The following is a 16,462-nucleotide window of genomic DNA, read 5'->3' on the forward strand; positions in this document are numbered from 1 at the left end:
GATTGGGCTAGATGTACCAACTCGCGGAGGTAAGCCAGTCGCGCAACGGACTATCGATGGCGCATAATGCACTCAAGGCTTGGCGCATATTGTCATCCTACAGTGCGGGCCCTTCCCACTTTATGGGTTCACGACCTAGCTTACGCGTCGTCGAGCAGCTCGAACAATTCCTCGACCATGTCGATCGGGGCATCGCGCGTTGGGCTGTGGTAGACGACGCGATCGCCGTCGCGTTGCAACGACTTCCCTTTGGATTTCCGCAGCCGTCCCGGCAGGAACGTCGCGGCCACCGCACTTTGCCCGACGTCGAGGCGGACGATGCCTCGGCGCTTGCAGTCCAGCCTCAGCCGCGTAACCGCAAAGAAATCGCGGGCGGCCTGCGGCAATGGTCCGAAGCGGCGCGAGGTTTCCTCCTCGAGATCGTCGAGCTCATCTTCGCTGGCGCAGCGTGCGGCGCGGGCATAGAGCTCCAGCCGCACCGGAGCGGATTGCACGTAGCTCCCGGGAAGCATGTCGGCGACCGGCAGATTGAGATCGGGTACCCACACCACGGACCTGCCGTCATCGACCTTCTCCGAGGCCATCTTCAGAAGGTGACTGTAAAGCACGGGTCCGAAGACCTGGACGTGGCCGGATTGCTGCTCCGAGAACAGATCGCCCGCACCCCGGAGATCCAGGTCGCGCTCGCTGATGGCAAAGCCCGCGCCTGGCCGGCTGAACTCCTCCAGCACGGCGAGCCGCTTCTCGGACTGGGCCGAGGCCGACTCCGTCAGCAGAAACGCGAAAGCGCGGATGCCGCCGCGACCGACGCGTCCGCGCAGCTGATGTAACTGGGCCAGACCGAAATTCTCGGGCCAGCACACCACGATGGTATTGGCGCGCGGGATGTCGAGGCCGCTCTCCACGATATTCGTCGCGAGCAAAACGTCGGCCTTGCCCTCGACGAAGGTCATCATGCGGTCGTCGATCTCATCGGCCGGCAATTTTCCGTGCAGGCAGACGATCTTGAGATCGGGCGCCACCGCCTGCACGCGCGCCAGCATCGGCTCCAGATCCTGGATGCGCGGGCAGATCAGGAAACTCTGCCCGTGCCGCCGCTGCTCGCGCAGCAGGGCCGAGGCAATCGCGGCATCCGACAGCGGCGCGATCTTGGTCGCGACCGGAAGCCGGTGCACCGGCGGCGATGCAATCAGGCTCAGATCCCTGAAGCCGGCAAGACCGGCGGCAAGCGTGCGCGGGATCGGCGTGGCGCTCATCCAGAGCGTATGGACATTCCTGGCGAGCCCGGAGAGTTTTGCTTTCTCGGCTGCGCCGAAATGCTGCTCCTCGTCGATGATGACGAGACCGAGATCATCGAACTTCACGTCTTTGCCGGCGAGTGCCTGCGTGCCAACCACGACTTTCACGCGGCCGCTGCGCAGGCCTTCCTTGGTCTCCCGCAACTCTGCGCCGGACGTGGCGCGCGACAGGCTTCCGACCTCGATATCGAACGGAGCAAAACGCTTGCGGAAGGTCGCAACGTGCTGCCGGGCCAGTACGGTCGTCGGTACCGCGACCGCCACCTGCTTGCCGGACAACACCACGGCGGCGGCCGCCCGCAGCGCCACCTCGGTCTTGCCGAACCCGACGTCACCGCAGATCACCCGGTCCATCGGATGGCCGGACGCCAGATCATCCAGCACGTCATTGATCGCCTTGGCCTGGTCGATCGTGGTGAAATAGGGGAAGCGCGCCACGAACTTTTCGTAGGCCGATCCCGGAGGGACCAGCTTTGCTGCCTTTCGGCGGCGGCGCTGGCTGATGTGCTTGGCAAGCACCTTGCCGGCGGTTTGAATCTCCCGCTCGGCCTCGCTACGGCGGGCCCACCATGTGCTGCCATCCGCCTTGTCGAGCGTGAGCTTGCCGCGCTCGGTTGAGTAGGGCCACATCAGAGCCAGGTCGGGCGGCGGCACCAGAACCGCGTTGTCGCCCGCAAACGACAGCCTGACCATCTCGCGCAACGCGCCGCCGCCGGTGTTCACGGTCTGCAGGCCGTCGAGCACGCCGATGCCACGTTGCAGATGCACGACCACCGTGCCCTGCTCCGGCACATCGGCATGATCGAAGGCCGCGCTCCAGCTTCGCGCCATCGGCTGCGGATGATGCGCGCGGCTGCCGAGCACGTCGGTCGCCGTCAGAACGACGGCAGGTTTTTTACCTGGAATGACAAAGCCGGCGTCGAGATCGGCCAGCAGCGCCACGTCGCGATGGCGCGCGCCCTCGGCCTCGTCCCAATCCGCGACGCGTTCCGCCCGCACGCCACTCATCCGCTCCATCGCGCGCAGGTCTTCCTCCTGCGCCGCGACGAGGATCAGGCGCGAACCGGCATCGCGCGTCTCTTCGACGAAGGCGCGAAGGGCTTTTCGGGCGGATGTCAGCTTGGAGAATTCCGGCGTCGGCTGGAACGGCGCGCTGCGCGGCAGCACTTTCATGCCACGGGTCGCCTGCTTCCAGTCGGGGCGTCCCAGATATTCGCGCTCCCTGTCAGCGCGGCCCGCGGCCTCCTCGATCGTGCTCAACCAGGCATCGGCATGCACCGACACGCCGGCATCCGCGATCCACTTGGCCTTGCCGCAATAGTCGAACAGCGTCGCGCGCTTGGCCCGCGCGCCGGCAAGGGCAAGCCGCTCCGACATGGGATCGACGAGCAGCTCCTTGGTCTCGAAGATGATGTCGTGCTCTTTCGGGTCGAACGCCACGATCCGACGGATGGCGCGCCCGGAATGTTCCACACGGAACGGTCCCAGCGCGCCTGCGGGAAATATCTCAAAGGTCTGGCCGTGAAACAGGGCGCCGCCCGGATAATCCGGCTCGTCGTCGAGATCATAGCCCAGGTCTTCGAGCCGGACGCGGAGCTCGCTCTCGGAGAAATTGCCGCCGACCTTCAAAGCGGTGTTCAGACGCAACAGGCTCGCCGGCGCCGGCAAGCGCTCCATCACGGCTTCCGCCGTCGAGACGAGAAAGATCGGCTGCCTGGATTTTGCGAGGCGCCGCAGCACCGAGGCGCGACGGCCTGCGATCTCGCGCGATGGTTCCAACTGATCGAACGGCAGGGTATTCAGCCGCGGAAACACCAGCACTTCGCAGGACTGATCGAGTGCGTGAATAACGCTGCCGAGCCGCTCCGCCCTGTTCTCGCTCTCGGCGAGGAACACCAGACCGCCGCGCCCGGACTCCTTCCACTGCGCCAGCAGATGCAGCGCCATCATGCCCAGCGGTGACGACGACGCGATCGTGGCGCGCTGCGAGCCTTTGCTCGCCTTCGGCGAAGCCTTGCCTGGCGAGCGTCTGCTTGTCGAACTCTTTGCCGGCGAGCGCTTCTTTGGCGAACTCTTGACTGACGAGTTCCTGGCTGCTGGCCGCACTTTCTTGGAATGACGCACGTGAATCCGTTTCTCGTCGTAAGCAGTCGTCAATGGCCACGCGCTACCGAGGTCAGGTCGATTCGGTTGCGAATGGTCATGCATATGAGACGGGGCGTGCCAGCGCCCGCCTCCCCTAAATCCTCATACGACGCGAGGTCGCCGGCAAACGCAAACACGCGAGGACAAGCCGCCCGTCGTCTAGCAGACGCGCGGGCCGATTTCCACTCTCGTCTCGACGCAACGACTAAATGATGCCGCTCTCTCGAAGCGCTGCAATCGCAGCCTTGTCGTAGCCGAGTTCCGCCAACACAGAATCGGTATGTTCACCAAGCGTCGGCGGACGCGCCGCGATCTCGCCCGGCGTTTCCGACAGCCGGACGGCGGCGCGGGCAACCGGTGCCTGCTTCGGCAAGCCGGGATAATCGACATCCTGCAGGAAACCTGCGGCGCGAATGTGCGGATGATCGAGCGCTTGCTGGGGGCTCAACACGGGCCCGGTCGGAATCATCGCCTTGCCGAGAGTGTCGACAGCCTCTTGCGTGGTGCGCTCGGCGCACCAGCGCGCCATCCGCTCGCTGATGACGGGACCGTTGTTGCCACGGCTGATGTCGTCGGCAAAGCGCGGATCGTTGAGCCATTGCTCCTCCTCGCCCATCAGCCTGGCCCAGCGCTTGAACAGCGGATGGCCGGTGACCTGGCACAGCACCCAGCCATCTTTGGTGCGGTAGATGTCTGCCGGCGCCGCGGTCTGGCCGAGATTTCCTGATGGGACGCGATTGACGTTGATGACGGCCTGCTCGATCAGCGTCGCATTGGTGAAGGACAAAGCGGTCGCCAGCAATGCGCCCTCGACGATCTGCCCGCGCCCGGATTTGCCGCGCTCGATCAGCGCGGCGAGCGTCCCGAAGGCGCAGTGAAGCGCGGTGCCGAAATCGACCCAGTTCACCGCGGCACGATACGGCGGATTGCCGGCGCCGGTCATGTAGACCGAGCCGGACATGACCTGGCCAACGCCATCGAAGCCGACGCGGTCGGACCAGGGGCCCGGCCCGCCAAACGCGGTTGCGGTCGTCAGGATGATGTCCGGCTTGATCGCCCTAAGCGTGTCGTAATCGAGCTTCATTGCGCGCAAGGTCTGCGGCGGCAGATTGGCGACGACGACATCGGCGGTCGCCACCAGCCGGCGCATCACCTCCTGGCCCTCCGCCGTCATCGGATCGAGCGTGATGCACTTCTTGTTGCGGTTGACCTGGAGGAACAGGGCGCCCTCGCCGCCTTCGCCGACCGGTGCCACGAAGCGATCCTCGCTGCCCTCGCGCTTTTCGACGCGAATGACCTCGGCGCCGAATTCGGCCAGCAATGTCGCGCAATACGGCCCCGCGATATAGCGCCCGAAATCGAGGACGCGCACGCCTTCCAGAACTCCCCCCATCGATCTCTTTCCTTGCGTATTTCCAGTCAGATTACAGGGAATGGGTACCACGGCAAGGTGGCGGCGCACAGGATGCCACGTCCTCAAGAACCTTGCCTCAAGTTGTGATCATCCAACCGTTTCGGCTGGCGGAAATTCTGCTCTAGTATGCACCGGTCCGTCCCTCCAGCGAGAAGCCCACATCCATGCCGCAACAATTCGATCGATCCGCAGAAGATCTCGGCAACGCCGTCCATTTCGAGCACGTCAACATCCAGGTCCCGGACCAGCGCCTCGCCACGCTGTTCTACGTCACGGGCCTTGGGTTGACCCGCGATCCCTATCTGATGGTGTCCGACACCAACATGTGGATCAATGCCGGCCGCAGCCAGTTTCATCTGCCGAGCGGCAACGCGCAGGTGCTGCGCGGCCATACCGGGCTCGTCATCGAGGGACGCGAGGCGCTGCTGGTGCGATTGGCGTCGGTTGCCAAGAAGCTCGAAGGCACGGCCTTCGCCTATGCCGAGCACAATGATTATGTCGAAGCGACCTGTCCCTGGGGCAACCGCATCCGCGTCCATGAACCGGATGCAGCACGCTTCGGGCGCATCACGCTCGGCATCCCCTATGTCGAGTTTGATGTGCCGGTCGGATCCGCGCAGGCAATCTGCGCCTTCTATCCGGAGATCATGGGCATGCCGGCGGCCTTGCGCAACGGTGACGGCAAGGTTGCCGCGGTGAAGACCGGCCGCGACCAGCATCTGCTGTTCCGCGAGACCGATCGGCCGCAGCCCGACTATGACGGCCACCATGTGCAGATGTACATCACCGATTTCTCCGGCCCCTACCGCAAGCTGCTGGCGCGCGACCTGGTCTCCCGCGAGGACAATCAGTACCAGTACCGTTTCTGCGACATCGTCGATCTCGACAGCGGCAAGCATCTCTTCACGGTCGAGCACGAGGTGCGCAGCGCGACGCATCCGATGTTCATGCGGCCAATGGTCAATCGCAATCCCGTCGTCAACAACCGCAACTACGCGTATAGCCATGATCAGGCGTCGTGGGCGATGGGGCCGGATCAATATGAGGGGTAGGAGTCCCGCGACCAAATCGGGAGCTGCTGTGACGGCGGTCACCCGGTCGCGGTTTCTGCCGACGGCAGGCTGATGATCCGCAGCGCACCGGTTTCGCGAGGCAGCGGCGCGCCCAGCACAAGCGAGAGCCGATGCGAGGCATCGGTCAGTCGGGACGCCAACGCCTCGAGGTCGGCCTGACGGATGCGTTCGATCGGGCCGCTGACGGTCATCGCGCCGACCAGTGCTCCCTCGTGGCCGAAGACAGCGGTCGAAAGCGAGGCCGTGACGGTGTCGTAGACTCCCGAACTGACGAAGATTTGTGCGCCGTCATCCATTCGGTCGGTCCAGCGTGCTGTGCTCAGCACCTGGCCTGTCGACGTCAAATCGAGCGGCGCGAGATTGGTGGGACGCGCGACATCGCGCACGAGCTGAGGTGAGTCCACCCGAAACAGGCATAGCCGGCTGTCGCGTTCGCGCACGTGAAACGCACTGCTTTCGAGCGTTTGCTGGCTGAGCTGCTGAAGGACCGGCAGCACATGATGTTCGAGATTGAAGTTCGCCCGATAGGTGGTGCCGAGCTGAAACGTCTTGGCACCGAGCGCGTAACGACCGTCGCTGAGGCGGACGACGTAGCCCGCTTCGTCGAGCGACACCAGCGATCGCATCACGGTCGGCTTGGCCAGGCCCGTCACCCTGGCAATGTCGGCCAGGCTTCTGGTGCCGGACCCGATGAAGCTATCGAGGATCGCCAGCGCGCGCTGCACGGTGGCGACGCCTTGCGTCTTGAGCATCGACTTTCCTGTCTTGTCGATTTCCTCTGCCGATTTCGATTGACCTCGGCCTCCTCCCCATTACACTAGACGGAACGGCGTTCCATTTTCAATGAGGTTCTGCATGGCCGAGGGCTTCAGGATCCTTTCCCGCAGACATGTCCGCGCGGACGAATGGGCGCGTGCCTTTGCGGATGCGGGTCGCGCCGGCTGCGTGCTGTCGGAGGGTTAGCGATGGCCGGGCGTACGATCTCCGAAAAGATCCTCGCTCGAAAGTCAGGGCAGCCTGTGCGCGCAGGCGATCTCGTCGTCTGCGAGGTCGATTGCGCGCTTGGCACCGACGGCTCGGTCCCGATGGCGCTCGATTATTTCAAGGCGATGGGCGGCGAGCGCTTGTGCGATCCCGGCCGACTGGTCTTTGCACTCGACCATTACGTTCCACCGACGAGCACGCAGACCATCGGTCTGCATCGCGTCATGCGCGACTTTGCCGACCGGCACGGCATCATGCTGCATGAGGCCGGTGCGGGCATCGGTCATCAGCTCATCGTCGAAACCGGTCGCGCCCTGCCGGGCGGATTGGTTGTCGGAGCCGACAGCCATGCAGTCACCTACGGCGCGCTGAATTGCTTTGCAACCGGGATCGGCTCGTCTGATCTTGCCGCCATCATGCTGTGCGGCCGGATCTGGCTGCGCGTGCCTGAAACGATCCGCGTCGTGCTGACGGGAGAACTGCCGAGCGACGTCTACGCCAAGGATATCGCATTGGCGCTTGCGGGTCGGCTCGGCGCGGACGGGGCCGCCTACCAGGCGCTCGAATTTGCAGGACCGGGCGTCGCCACGCTGGCGCTGGAGGACCGCCTGGTCCTGAGCAATCTCGCGGTCGAGATGGGCGCGAAGAACGGAATCTTTCCGGCCGATGCGGAAACAACCGCTTATTTGCAGGGGCGCACCGACCAAGCCTTCGAACCGGTCGCGCCGGATCCGGATGCAAGCTACAGCCGAACCGTGGAGATCGCGCTCGACGAACTCACACCGCAAATCGCGTTGCCGCATCTGGTGGACCGGGTCGTTCCCCTCGCGGACGCAAGCGGCACGCCGATCCAGATGGTCTATCTCGGCACCTGTACGGGCGGCAGGCTGCGCGATTTTCACCAGGCCCTCGACGTCCTGCGAGCAGGCGGAGGCGTTGCACCCGGCGTGCAGCTCGTGGTCACGCCCGCATCGCGCGAGGTTCGCGACGCCATGGCGGCCGACGGGACGCTGGATGCGCTGGTCGGCTTCGGCGCGACCGTCGTCGAACCGGGTTGCGGCTCCTGCTGTGGCACCTGCGGCGTGATCCCCGGCGACGGGGTCTCGGTGATCTCAACCGCCAACCGCAATTTCAGGGGGCGCATGGGTAACGCCAAGGCGTCGATCTACCTCGCCTCCCCCGCCGCATGCGCAGCCGCCGCGACACGCGGTGTCGTCACCGATCCCGGCAAGGTGTCGCGATGACGGTTTTGCGGGGACGCGCGCGACTCGTCGGTGACGACGTCAACACCGACGCGATCATCAGCTCGACCCGCAAGCGCGAGAGCCTCGACCCCGCTGTGCTCAAGCAGTTCCTGTTCGAGCACGTCGATCCCGATTTCGCAGCCTCGGTGCTATCAGGCGACATTCTGGTGGCGGGAAAGAATTTCGGTTGCGGCTCGGCCATGGAAGTCGCCGTCACGACGGTTCTCGGGGCCGGCATTCCCGCCGTGATCGCGCGAAGCTTCTCGCGTACCTACTACCGCAACGCGATCAACAACGGCCTGCTGCCTCTGATCTGCGATACCAGCCTCATTCAGGACGGCGACATCCTGACCTCCGATGTGACAGGCGCAATCCGCAACGAGCGCAGCGGCGATACGCTGAGGCCGGAGCCTCTCCCGGCGATCATGAAGGCGATCCTCAGTGCCGGCGGCCTCGTTCCCTACATGCGTCAGAACGGTGACTTCAGGCTATGACGACCACAGACACGCCATCCGCTTTTCCCTCGACCGGATATCGTCTTCGGCTTCCCGGCCCTACTGAAGTGCCCGAACGGGTACGACAGGCGACGGCACGAATGATCGTCAACCATCGCGGTCCCGAGTGCAAAACCGCGATCGGCGAGACCGAGGAGATGATTCGTCCGGTCCTCGGCACGACAAACCGCGTCATGTTCTTTGCGAGCTCCGGAACAGGCGTCATGGAAGCTGCCCTCGTCAACGTGGTCGGCCCAGGGAGCCAGATCCTCGTGATCGAGCATGGCCAGTTCGGCGAGCGCTTCACGTCAATCGCCAAGGCCATGAACATTACGGTCGACACTGTTGCGACGGAGTGGGGCCAAGCCATTGACGTTGCCGCGGTGGAGGCTCGATTACGCGAGCGCAGCTATCGCGCCATTGTTGTCGTCCACAACGAGAGCTCGACCGGAATGGTGGCCGATCTTGCGGCCCTCGGCGCGCTGGTGCGCGACCGGCCCACGCTGCTCATCGGAGACTCGGTGAGCGGTCTCGGCGGCATCGCGATGCGACAGGACGAATGGGGCGTCGATATCGTCGTCTCGGCCTCACAGAAGGCGCTGATGTGCCCGCCGGGCCTCGCCCTTGCCAGCGTGAGTGCCAAGGCGTGGCGCGTGATCGAGCAGGACGAGGGACGATCCGTCTTCTTCTGGGATTTCCGCCGGGCGCTGAAGTCCATCGAGCAGAGCGAAACCCCGTTCACCGCGCCGGTCAGCCTTCTCTACGGCCTGCGTGAGTCCCTGACGATGATGCACGAGGAAGGCCTCCCGAACGTGCTCGCCCGCCATGCGCAGCTGTCCGGCGCGCTGCGCGCCGGCGGCGCCGCACTCGGTCTTGCGGATTTTTGCGAGCGCGGACCGCGCTCGAACACGGTCGTCGTTTTCAAAGTCCCTGACGGGCTCGAGGGCGGAACGATCGTGCGGCGGCTCTACGGGGATCATCGCACGGTGATCGCGGGTGCGCGCAACCGTCTCTCCGGCCGCGTCATCCGGTTCGGCACGATGGGCGCCTTCAGCGCCGCAACCATCCTGACCGACCTGCTTCATCTCGAAGACGTCTTGACCAAGCTTGGCCTCCCCGTCGAACCCGGTGCCGGGCTCAAGGCGGCCACCAAGCATCTCGCCACAACCACATAAGCAACAGCAGAACGGAAGAAGGCGAACACGATGAGATATCCAGCCTCAATCCTCGCCCGCGGCATCGCGCTCGCGGTCTCGCTCCTTGCGGCCGGATCGGCCTCCGCCGAGCAGCATGTCGTGCTCTATTCGGCCAACGACGACACCGTGAACAAGCTTGTCGCCGATGGCTTCGCCAAGGCGACCGGAATCAAGGTCGACGTGGTGTCGACCGGATCGGGCGTGCTTGTCCGCCGGGTCACATCCGAGGCCGCCAATCCGCAAGGCGACGTGATCTGGGGCGTCAGCGCGACGATCCTGCGGCTGGCGAGCCCCTACCTTCAGGCCTACCCGGCCAAGGACCGCGAAGCCGTGCCGGCGCAGTTTCGCGATCCGAAAAACCTTTGGCTTGGCACGAACATCCAGGTCGTCGTGATCGGACAGAACACCAAGGCGATCGACAAGGCGAGCGGGCCGAAATCCTGGGCTGATCTCCTTGACCCCAAATGGAAGGGCAAGCTCGCCTTCACCGACCCAAGCAACTCCGGATTCTCATATGCGGCCGCCACCTTGCTTCTCTCGCAATGGGGAGAAGGAGATGCGGCCTGGGCCAAGATGAGCCAGCTGCTTGCGAACGCGAAGGTCCTCAATCGCTCGACGCAGGTTTTTGAAGGCGTTGGCAGCGGGGAATATCCGCTCGGCATCACCCTCGAATATGCCGGCTTCCTGTGGGCCCACAACGGTGCCCCGGTGAACGTCGTTTATCCGGCCGAGGGCACGCACGCGGTCGTCGAAGGCGCGGCCATCCTGAAAGGCGGACCGAACACCGAAGCGGCCAAGCAGCTCATCGACTATCTCGCCAGCAAGGATGTTCAGGAGATGTTGCTGAAGGCGACGTTCCGGCGGCCTGCGCGTCAGGATATCGAGCTCGGCGCCGTTGCGCCCGGCATGCTGCCCTTCTCGGCGATCAAGGTACTGCCCTACGACGATGCCAAATGGGAAGCGGCGCGGCGCGATACCCTCGCGCGGCTGAAGACGACGATCCAGGATACGCGCTAAAGTCCATGACGACGATCCGGATCGAAAGCCTGACCCGCACCTTCGGCCCGGTGCGCGCGGTGGACAACATCTCGCTCGTCATCGCGCATGGCGAGCTGTTCACGCTGCTCGGGCCATCAGGCTGTGGCAAGACCACGTTGCTGCGCATGATCGCCGGCTTCGTCGAGGTCGAATCCGGATCGATTTCCTTCGGCGACCGGCGCATCGACAGCCTGCCCGCGCATCACCGCGACACCGGCATGGTGTTTCAGAACTACGCGATCTTTCCGAACCATAGCGTGGCCGAAAACGTCGCCTACGGACTGAAGGCGAGAAAAGTTCCGGCGGCCGACATCCAGTCGCGCGTCGACAAGGCGCTCGAGCGGGTACGCCTCGCCGGTTATGGTCCGCGCTCACCACACCAGCTCTCGGGCGGCCAGCTCCAACGCGTGGCCATTGCGCGTGCGCTCGTCATCGAACCCGCGGTTCTCCTGTTCGACGAGCCGCTGTCCAATCTCGACGCGCAGCTGCGAACCGAGATGCGCATCGAGATCCGTCAATTGCAGCAGGCGCTCGGTCTGACGGCGATCTATGTGACGCATGATCAGGAGGAGGCGCTCGCCATCTCCGATCGCATCGCTGTCTTGCGGCACGGCAAGGTCGAGCAGGTCGACACGCCCGAACGCATCTATCGGATGCCACAGACCGCCTTCGTGGCCGAGTTCCTCGGCTCGACCAATATGGTGCCGGGCATCGCAAAAGCCTTTGACGGCCGCAACACCCAGGTCGCCGCAGCCGGCACGGAGTTCACGGTTCGGGGCGAGATCGCCGCGCCGGGCGCACCAGTCCTGCTGTCGCTGAGGCCGGAGGCCTTGCGTCTCGCCGATGGCTCCGACGGTCCCCGCGTTCAAGCTCGGCTGGCGTTGCGCGAATTTCTCGGCCCGGTGCAGCGTCTCCACGCGACGCTGCCGGATGGCACTCGGCTTCGGGTCTCGGCGCTCGGTGGCGCGGCGTTCGATGCCTTGCCCGGCGCGCCGCTTGTTCTTGCCTATGATCCCGCCCAGATCATTGCGTTCCCTGCGCCATGAAGCGCTTCGCCACCATCGTAGCCCTCATGGCCCTGGTGCTGCTCGCGGTTTTTCTGCTTTACCCGTTGGCGCTGGTGCTCGATGCGAGCATCCGGATCGACGGCACGGGGGCCTTCACCTTCGCCAACTACGCGGCGATCGTGAAGAGCCGCTATTACCTCGGCTCCATCGGCAACAGTCTGCTCGCAGCAGGACTCGCAACCGGCCTCGCATGCGCGATCGGCATTCCGCTCGCCTTCTGCCTCGCCCGGGTTGAAGTGCCGGGCCGCGCGCTGCTGCTGACGCTGGCGTCGCTGCCGCTGGTGCTCCCCTCGTTCGTCAGCGCCTACGCTTTGGTCCTCTTGTTCGGCCATGCCGGCGTCGTCACCACGGCGCTGCGGGGGATCGGTATCCCGATCGGCTCGATCTACGGCATGCCCGGCATCGTGATCGTCTTCACGTTGACGCTCTATCCGTATGTGGTGATGCCTGTGCTGGCGGGCTTTCAGGCCGTCGACGCCTCGATGGAGGAGGCAGGGCGCAATCTCGGTGGCTCGCAGTCCTTTGTCGTCCGCACGGTCCTGCTGCCGATCGTGATGCCGGCGATCCTGGCCGGCGGACTGCTGGTCTTCATCGAGGCGCTGGAGAATTTCGGCGTGCCGGCGGTGCTGGCTGAAGACCGGCCATTTTTGGCCGTCGACATCTTCAAGCTGTTCGCCGGCGAGTCCGACGCAAACCCGGCCGCAGCCGGCGCTCTCAGCGTGCTCCTGATCGCCTGCACCGCACTCGCGCTTCTCGTTCAACGGCACTATCTCGGCAAACGCCGTTTCTCGACCAGTGCGCGCAGCGCGCCCGCAAAACTATCGCTGACGCCGGGATTGCAGCTCGCCGCGACGATCATGAGCTGGGGCATCGTGATCGTCTCGCTGCTGCCGTTCGCGGCCGTGCTGATGGTCTCGGTCCTGCGCTTCCGCGGCCCCGTCCTGACCTGGGAGCTGGGACTGGACAATTACGCCACGCTGCTCTCCGGCTCCTATCGGCCGCTGCTGAACACGCTGACGCTTGCCAGCGCCGCCGCCGTCGCAACGATGCTGATCGGTGCGCCGATCGGTTATGTCGTCGCCAGGCATCGCTCCCGTCTGTCGGGGCTGCTCGACTTCGTCGGCATGGTGCCATTTGCGGTCTCGGGCACGATCCTGGCGATCGGTCTGATTGTTGCCTTCAACAGCGGACCTCTCGTCCTGACCGGCGGCTGGCTGATCCTGGTGATCGCCTATGTCGTCCGCAAGCTGCCTTTCGCGATCCGGTCATCCTCGGCGATCGTGCATCAGCTTGATCCTTCCCTCGAGGAAGCCTCGATCAATCTCGGGGTCTCGCCAAGCAGGACATTTGCGACCCTGACAGTGCCGCTGATGGCAAGCGGTCTCGTCGGCGGCCTGGTCCTCGTCTGGATCACGGCCGCATCGGAGCTGAGCGCGACAGTCGTGCTCTATTCGAGCCGTTGGGTGACGACGACCGTCGTCATGTACCACGCGATCGAAGGCACCGGCGCAGGCTTGGCCGCCGCCGCGGCCGCGGTCCTCATTCTCGTCACCGCGATCCCGTTGCTTCTCATCAACCGGCGCGTCAACAAGCAGGAAACGACCGTCATATGACGGCAGGACAGGACGCTGTGCCCGAAGCAACCCGGACGCTCCCGAACTTTCGCAGCGACAATGTCGCGCCGGTCGCGCCTGAGATCCTCCAGGCGATCGCCGACGTCAATCGCGGAGCGGCCGCCTCCTATGGCGACGACGACTATTCGGCGTTGCTGAACCGGCGCTTCTCGGCGCTGTTCGAGACTGACGTCTCCGTGTTTCCGGTCCCGACCGGCACCGCGGCCAATGCCTTGTCGCTTGCGAGCTGCGTGCGGCCCTATGGCGCCGTCTACTGCCACGAAGAGGCGCACATCCACACGGCCGAAGGCGCTGCCACGGAAGCCTTCACCGGCGGCGCAAAGCTCCTCGCCATGCCGGGTCAGCATTTTCGGCTCGAGCCGCCAATGCTGCGCGAGGCGCTGGCCGCGGCCGGCTGGGGCATCCGCAATCGCGCTCAGCCCGACGCCGTGTCGATCACCCAGGCCAGTGAATATGGCACCGTCTACCCACTCGCCGCGATCGCCGAGATCGGAGCCATTGCGCATGAGCGGAACCTGTCGGTGCACATGGACGGCGCCCGCTTCGCCAATGCACTGGCGCGGCTCGGCTGCAGTCCGGCCGACATGACCTGGCGGGCCGGCGTCGACATCCTGTCCTTTGGCGCAACCAAGAACGGCGCCATGTCGGCCGATGCCATCGTCGTCTTCGACCAGGGCCTCGTCGAATCCCTGTCCTATCGACTTCGTCGCGCCGGCCTGACCTGGTTGAAGATGCGCTATCTGTCCGCGCAACTGCTCGCTTACGTCGAGGATGGCCTTTATCTGCGTCTCGCGACCAAGGCCAATACGGTGGCCGCCCGTCTTGGCGCAGGACTGGCCGCGCTGCCCGGCGTCCGCCTCGTTGCACCCGTGGAAGCAAATCTGGTGTTTGCCAGCCTCCCTGTGCCGGCCATCAACCGGCTCGCTGCAACCGGCTTGCCATTCGCGCGACGGGGCCAGGACGTCATCCGGTTCGTGACCCGCTTCGACAGCTCCGAACAGGAAGCCGACGAGGTCATCGCACTCGTCCGTGATGCGACGACGGGAGGCTGAGCGCGGTGAGCCGCCGCCTCAGTTCAAACGCCAGACGACAACCAAGAACGACGGTTGAAGCATACGCCACCTCGCGATTCTCACAGCCTGGTTGTATCATCCGCGCATGAGAGAATCCGACACTGTGGAAGGCGACGCAACACGCGTTCGCAAGATCATCCATATCGACATGGATGCCTTCTACGCATCGGTGGAACAGCGCGACAATCCGGAGCTGCGCGGCAAACCCGTCGCTGTCGGTGGTTCAGCCGAGCGCGGCGTGGTCGCCGCAGCGAGCTATGAAGCGCGCAAGTTCGGCGTTCGGTCCGCGATGGCGTCGGTCACCGCGAAGCGGCAATGTCCCGACCTGATCTTCGTGAAGCCGCGCTTCGAAATCTACAAGGCGATCAGCCGGCAGATTCGCGACATTTTTGCCGAGCACACCGATATCATCGAGCCCTTGTCCCTCGACGAGGCCTATCTCGACGTGACGGAGAACCTGCAAGGCATCCCGCTCGCCCGCGATATTGCGCTGCGGATCCGCGAGAAGATCAAGGCCGAGACCGGCCTCAACGCTTCGGCCGGCATTTCCTACAACAAGTTCCTGGCCAAGCTCGCCTCCGATCACCGTAAGCCCAACGGCCAGTTCGTGATTCCCCCCGAGATGGGACCCGCCTTCGTAGAGACGCTGCCTGTCGGCAAGTTCCACGGAATCGGACCGGCAACGGGCGCGAAGATGAATGCGCTCGGCCTGTTTACCGGTCTCGATATCCGCAACCAGACGCTCGACTTCATGAACGCGAACTTCGGCAAGTCCGGCGCCTATTACTACTGGATCTCGCGCGGCGTCGACGAACGGCCGGTGCGGGCCAACCGGATCCGCAAGTCGATCGGCGCGGAGACCACGTTCTCGACCGATCTCGCCGATTTCGACACGCTGGTCGCCGAGCTTCGCCCCCTCGTCGACAAGGTCTGGCGCCATTGCGAGACGACCGGCAACCGGGGCCGCACCGTCACCTTGAAGATCAAGTTTGCCGACTTCGAGATCATCACGCGCAGCCGATCCCTGCTCGTGCAGGTCGCAGGCCGGAACGAATTGGAGCGCCTCGCCTGCGGCCTGCTCGAAGTCGAGATTCCGCTGCCCAAACGCGTGAGGCTCCTGGGTGTATCGCTGTCGTCCCTCCAGCTCGGAGACGATGCGGAGCCGCAACTGACCTTCGGCATCTGATCCGAACCGCCCAAATCATGCTACATCGGCGGGAGCGTGCCTTTCATGGGACTGATGACGAGGACGGATCATATGGCGACCGCCGAACCGGCCCAGGAATGGCAAACCACGGAGTGGTTCAATACGCCCGAACCACTGTCGCTCGCCGCATTGCGTGGCCGGATCGTGTTGCTGACCGCCTTTCAGATGCTTTGTCCAGGATGCGTCACCAACAGCCTTCCACAGGCTCAGCGTGTCGCAGCGACATTCAAATCATCTGACGTCGCCGTGATCGGCCTGCACAGCGTGTTCGAGCACCACGATGCCATGGGACCGAACGCGCTTCGCGTCTTCCTGCACGAATACAAGATTGCTTTTCCCGTCGCCATCGACGCGCCTGATGGCACCGATTTCCCGCGGACCATGCGCACTTACGGATTTCAGGGAACACCAACGATGCTGCTGTTCGATCGTGACGGTCAGCTTCGCCGGCACGTGTTTGGCCATATCCAGGACTTGCAGCTCGGCGCCGAGATCATGGCGCTTGTCTGCGAGGGGCTGCCACCGGATGCGACACTTGTGTCGGGGCAAGACGGAGTCTGCGCGACGGGTGGCTGCACGTAGCGCCCAGCCAATC

14 protein-coding genes are annotated in these 16,462 nt (G+C 64.5%); 11 read left to right on the top strand and 3 right to left on the bottom strand.

Annotated elements, in window-relative coordinates; genetic code table 11:
• Nucleotides 1–140: 140 nt before the first annotated feature.
• Nucleotides 141–3,248 (bottom strand): DEAD/DEAH box helicase, encoded by a 3,108-nt coding sequence (locus tag ABIA96_RS02220; protein WP_354135371.1) that lies wholly within the window; start codon nucleotides 3,246–3,248, stop codon nucleotides 141–143.
• Here ABIA96_RS02220 and ABIA96_RS02225 point away from each other — a divergent pair.
• Nucleotides 3,247–3,417, top strand: a complete 171-nt coding sequence (locus ABIA96_RS02225) for a hypothetical protein (protein WP_354135372.1) — start codon at nucleotides 3,247–3,249, stop codon at nucleotides 3,415–3,417. The two genes, ABIA96_RS02220 and ABIA96_RS02225, sit on opposite strands and share 2 nt — an antisense overlap.
• Before the next feature lie 231 nt (nucleotides 3,418–3,648).
• On the opposite strand, the gene ABIA96_RS02230 is transcribed toward ABIA96_RS02225, so the two are convergent.
• Nucleotides 3,649–4,836 carry a CaiB/BaiF CoA transferase family protein gene (locus ABIA96_RS02230; protein WP_354135373.1) on the bottom strand — a complete coding sequence of 396 codons (1,188 nt, stop codon included), beginning with the start codon at nucleotides 4,834–4,836 and terminating at the stop codon, nucleotides 3,649–3,651.
• A 185-nt stretch (nucleotides 4,837–5,021) separates the two neighbouring features.
• Between ABIA96_RS02230 and ABIA96_RS02235 the strand changes: the two genes are divergently transcribed.
• Nucleotides 5,022–5,909 (top strand): VOC family protein, encoded by an 888-nt coding sequence (locus tag ABIA96_RS02235; protein WP_354135374.1) that lies wholly within the window; start codon nucleotides 5,022–5,024, stop codon nucleotides 5,907–5,909.
• 38 nt (nucleotides 5,910–5,947) lie between these two features.
• On the opposite strand, the gene ABIA96_RS02240 is transcribed toward ABIA96_RS02235, so the two are convergent.
• Nucleotides 5,948–6,682, bottom strand: a complete 735-nt coding sequence (locus ABIA96_RS02240) for an IclR family transcriptional regulator (RefSeq protein WP_354135375.1) — start codon at nucleotides 6,680–6,682, stop codon at nucleotides 5,948–5,950.
• Nucleotides 6,683–6,895: 213 nt separating this feature from the next.
• Here ABIA96_RS02240 and ABIA96_RS02245 point away from each other — a divergent pair, with 213 nt between their 5' ends.
• The 9 genes from ABIA96_RS02245 to ABIA96_RS02285 all read left to right on the top strand — a co-directional run bounded on the left by ABIA96_RS02245 (nucleotide 6,896) and on the right by ABIA96_RS02285 (nucleotide 16,449).
• Nucleotides 6,896–8,158, top strand: a complete 1,263-nt coding sequence (locus tag ABIA96_RS02245) for a 3-isopropylmalate dehydratase large subunit (RefSeq protein ID WP_354135376.1) — start codon at nucleotides 6,896–6,898, stop codon at nucleotides 8,156–8,158.
• Nucleotides 8,155–8,652 (top strand): LeuD/DmdB family oxidoreductase small subunit, encoded by a 498-nt coding sequence (locus ABIA96_RS02250; protein WP_354135377.1) that lies wholly within the window; start codon nucleotides 8,155–8,157, stop codon nucleotides 8,650–8,652. Before ABIA96_RS02245 ends, ABIA96_RS02250 begins: the two co-directional genes overlap by 4 nt.
• 101 nt (nucleotides 8,653–8,753) lie before the next feature.
• On the top strand, nucleotides 8,754–9,827 hold the full coding sequence (locus ABIA96_RS02255) for a pyridoxal-phosphate-dependent aminotransferase family protein (RefSeq protein WP_354135378.1): 1,074 nt from the start codon (nucleotides 8,754–8,756) through the stop codon (nucleotides 9,825–9,827).
• A gap of 30 nt (nucleotides 9,828–9,857) precedes the next feature.
• Nucleotides 9,858–10,865, top strand: a complete 1,008-nt coding sequence (locus tag ABIA96_RS02260; RefSeq protein WP_354135379.1) for an extracellular solute-binding protein — start codon at nucleotides 9,858–9,860, stop codon at nucleotides 10,863–10,865.
• 5 nt (nucleotides 10,866–10,870) lie between these two features.
• Entirely contained in the window at nucleotides 10,871–11,932 is a 1,062-nt protein-coding gene (locus ABIA96_RS02265) for an ABC transporter ATP-binding protein (RefSeq protein ID WP_354135380.1), read from the top strand.
• Nucleotides 11,929–13,566 carry an ABC transporter permease gene (locus ABIA96_RS02270; protein ID WP_354135381.1) on the top strand — a complete coding sequence of 546 codons (1,638 nt, stop codon included), beginning with the start codon at nucleotides 11,929–11,931 and terminating at the stop codon, nucleotides 13,564–13,566. The genes ABIA96_RS02265 and ABIA96_RS02270 overlap by 4 nt, the downstream gene beginning before the upstream one ends.
• A gap of 17 nt (nucleotides 13,567–13,583) precedes the next feature.
• Nucleotides 13,584–14,639, top strand: a complete 1,056-nt coding sequence (locus ABIA96_RS02275; RefSeq protein ID WP_354135382.1) for a threonine aldolase family protein — start codon at nucleotides 13,584–13,586, stop codon at nucleotides 14,637–14,639.
• A 106-nt stretch (nucleotides 14,640–14,745) separates the two neighbouring features.
• Nucleotides 14,746–15,846 (top strand): DNA polymerase IV, encoded by a 1,101-nt coding sequence (gene dinB / locus ABIA96_RS02280; RefSeq protein WP_354135383.1) that lies wholly within the window; start codon nucleotides 14,746–14,748, stop codon nucleotides 15,844–15,846.
• Between the two features lie 72 nt (nucleotides 15,847–15,918).
• Nucleotides 15,919–16,449 (top strand): redoxin family protein, encoded by a 531-nt coding sequence (locus ABIA96_RS02285; RefSeq protein ID WP_354135384.1) that lies wholly within the window; start codon nucleotides 15,919–15,921, stop codon nucleotides 16,447–16,449.
• Nucleotides 16,450–16,462: the final 13 nt, after the last annotated feature.

Origin of the sequence: Bradyrhizobium sp. LB11.1 (assembly GCF_040549385.1) — a bacterium.
Classification (GTDB): Bacteria; Pseudomonadota; Alphaproteobacteria; order Rhizobiales; family Xanthobacteraceae; genus Bradyrhizobium.

What these genes read in the sequence shown, in the direction of transcription:
- ABIA96_RS02225 (WP_354135372.1), top strand. Translation starts at nt 3,247, where the DNA reads ATGCCCAGCGGTGACGACGACGCGATCGTGGCGCGCTGCGAGCCTTTG.
- ABIA96_RS02220 (WP_354135371.1), bottom strand. Translation starts at nt 3,248, where the DNA reads ATGATGGCGCTGCATCTGCTGGCGCAGTGGAAGGAGTCCGGGCGCGGC.
- ABIA96_RS02230 (WP_354135373.1), bottom strand. Translation starts at nt 4,836, where the DNA reads ATGGGGGGAGTTCTGGAAGGCGTGCGCGTCCTCGATTTCGGGCGCTAT.
- ABIA96_RS02235 (WP_354135374.1), top strand. Translation starts at nt 5,022, where the DNA reads ATGCCGCAACAATTCGATCGATCCGCAGAAGATCTCGGCAACGCCGTC.
- ABIA96_RS02240 (WP_354135375.1), bottom strand. Translation starts at nt 6,682, where the DNA reads ATGCTCAAGACGCAAGGCGTCGCCACCGTGCAGCGCGCGCTGGCGATC.
- ABIA96_RS02245 (WP_354135376.1), top strand. Translation starts at nt 6,896, where the DNA reads ATGGCCGGGCGTACGATCTCCGAAAAGATCCTCGCTCGAAAGTCAGGG.
- ABIA96_RS02250 (WP_354135377.1), top strand. Translation starts at nt 8,155, where the DNA reads ATGACGGTTTTGCGGGGACGCGCGCGACTCGTCGGTGACGACGTCAAC.
- ABIA96_RS02255 (WP_354135378.1), top strand. Translation starts at nt 8,754, where the DNA reads ATGATCGTCAACCATCGCGGTCCCGAGTGCAAAACCGCGATCGGCGAG.
- ABIA96_RS02260 (WP_354135379.1), top strand. Translation starts at nt 9,858, where the DNA reads ATGAGATATCCAGCCTCAATCCTCGCCCGCGGCATCGCGCTCGCGGTC.
- ABIA96_RS02265 (WP_354135380.1), top strand. Translation starts at nt 10,871, where the DNA reads ATGACGACGATCCGGATCGAAAGCCTGACCCGCACCTTCGGCCCGGTG.
- ABIA96_RS02270 (WP_354135381.1), top strand. Translation starts at nt 11,929, where the DNA reads ATGAAGCGCTTCGCCACCATCGTAGCCCTCATGGCCCTGGTGCTGCTC.
- dinB (WP_354135383.1), top strand. Translation starts at nt 14,746, where the DNA reads ATGAGAGAATCCGACACTGTGGAAGGCGACGCAACACGCGTTCGCAAG.
- ABIA96_RS02285 (WP_354135384.1), top strand. Translation starts at nt 15,919, where the DNA reads ATGGCGACCGCCGAACCGGCCCAGGAATGGCAAACCACGGAGTGGTTC.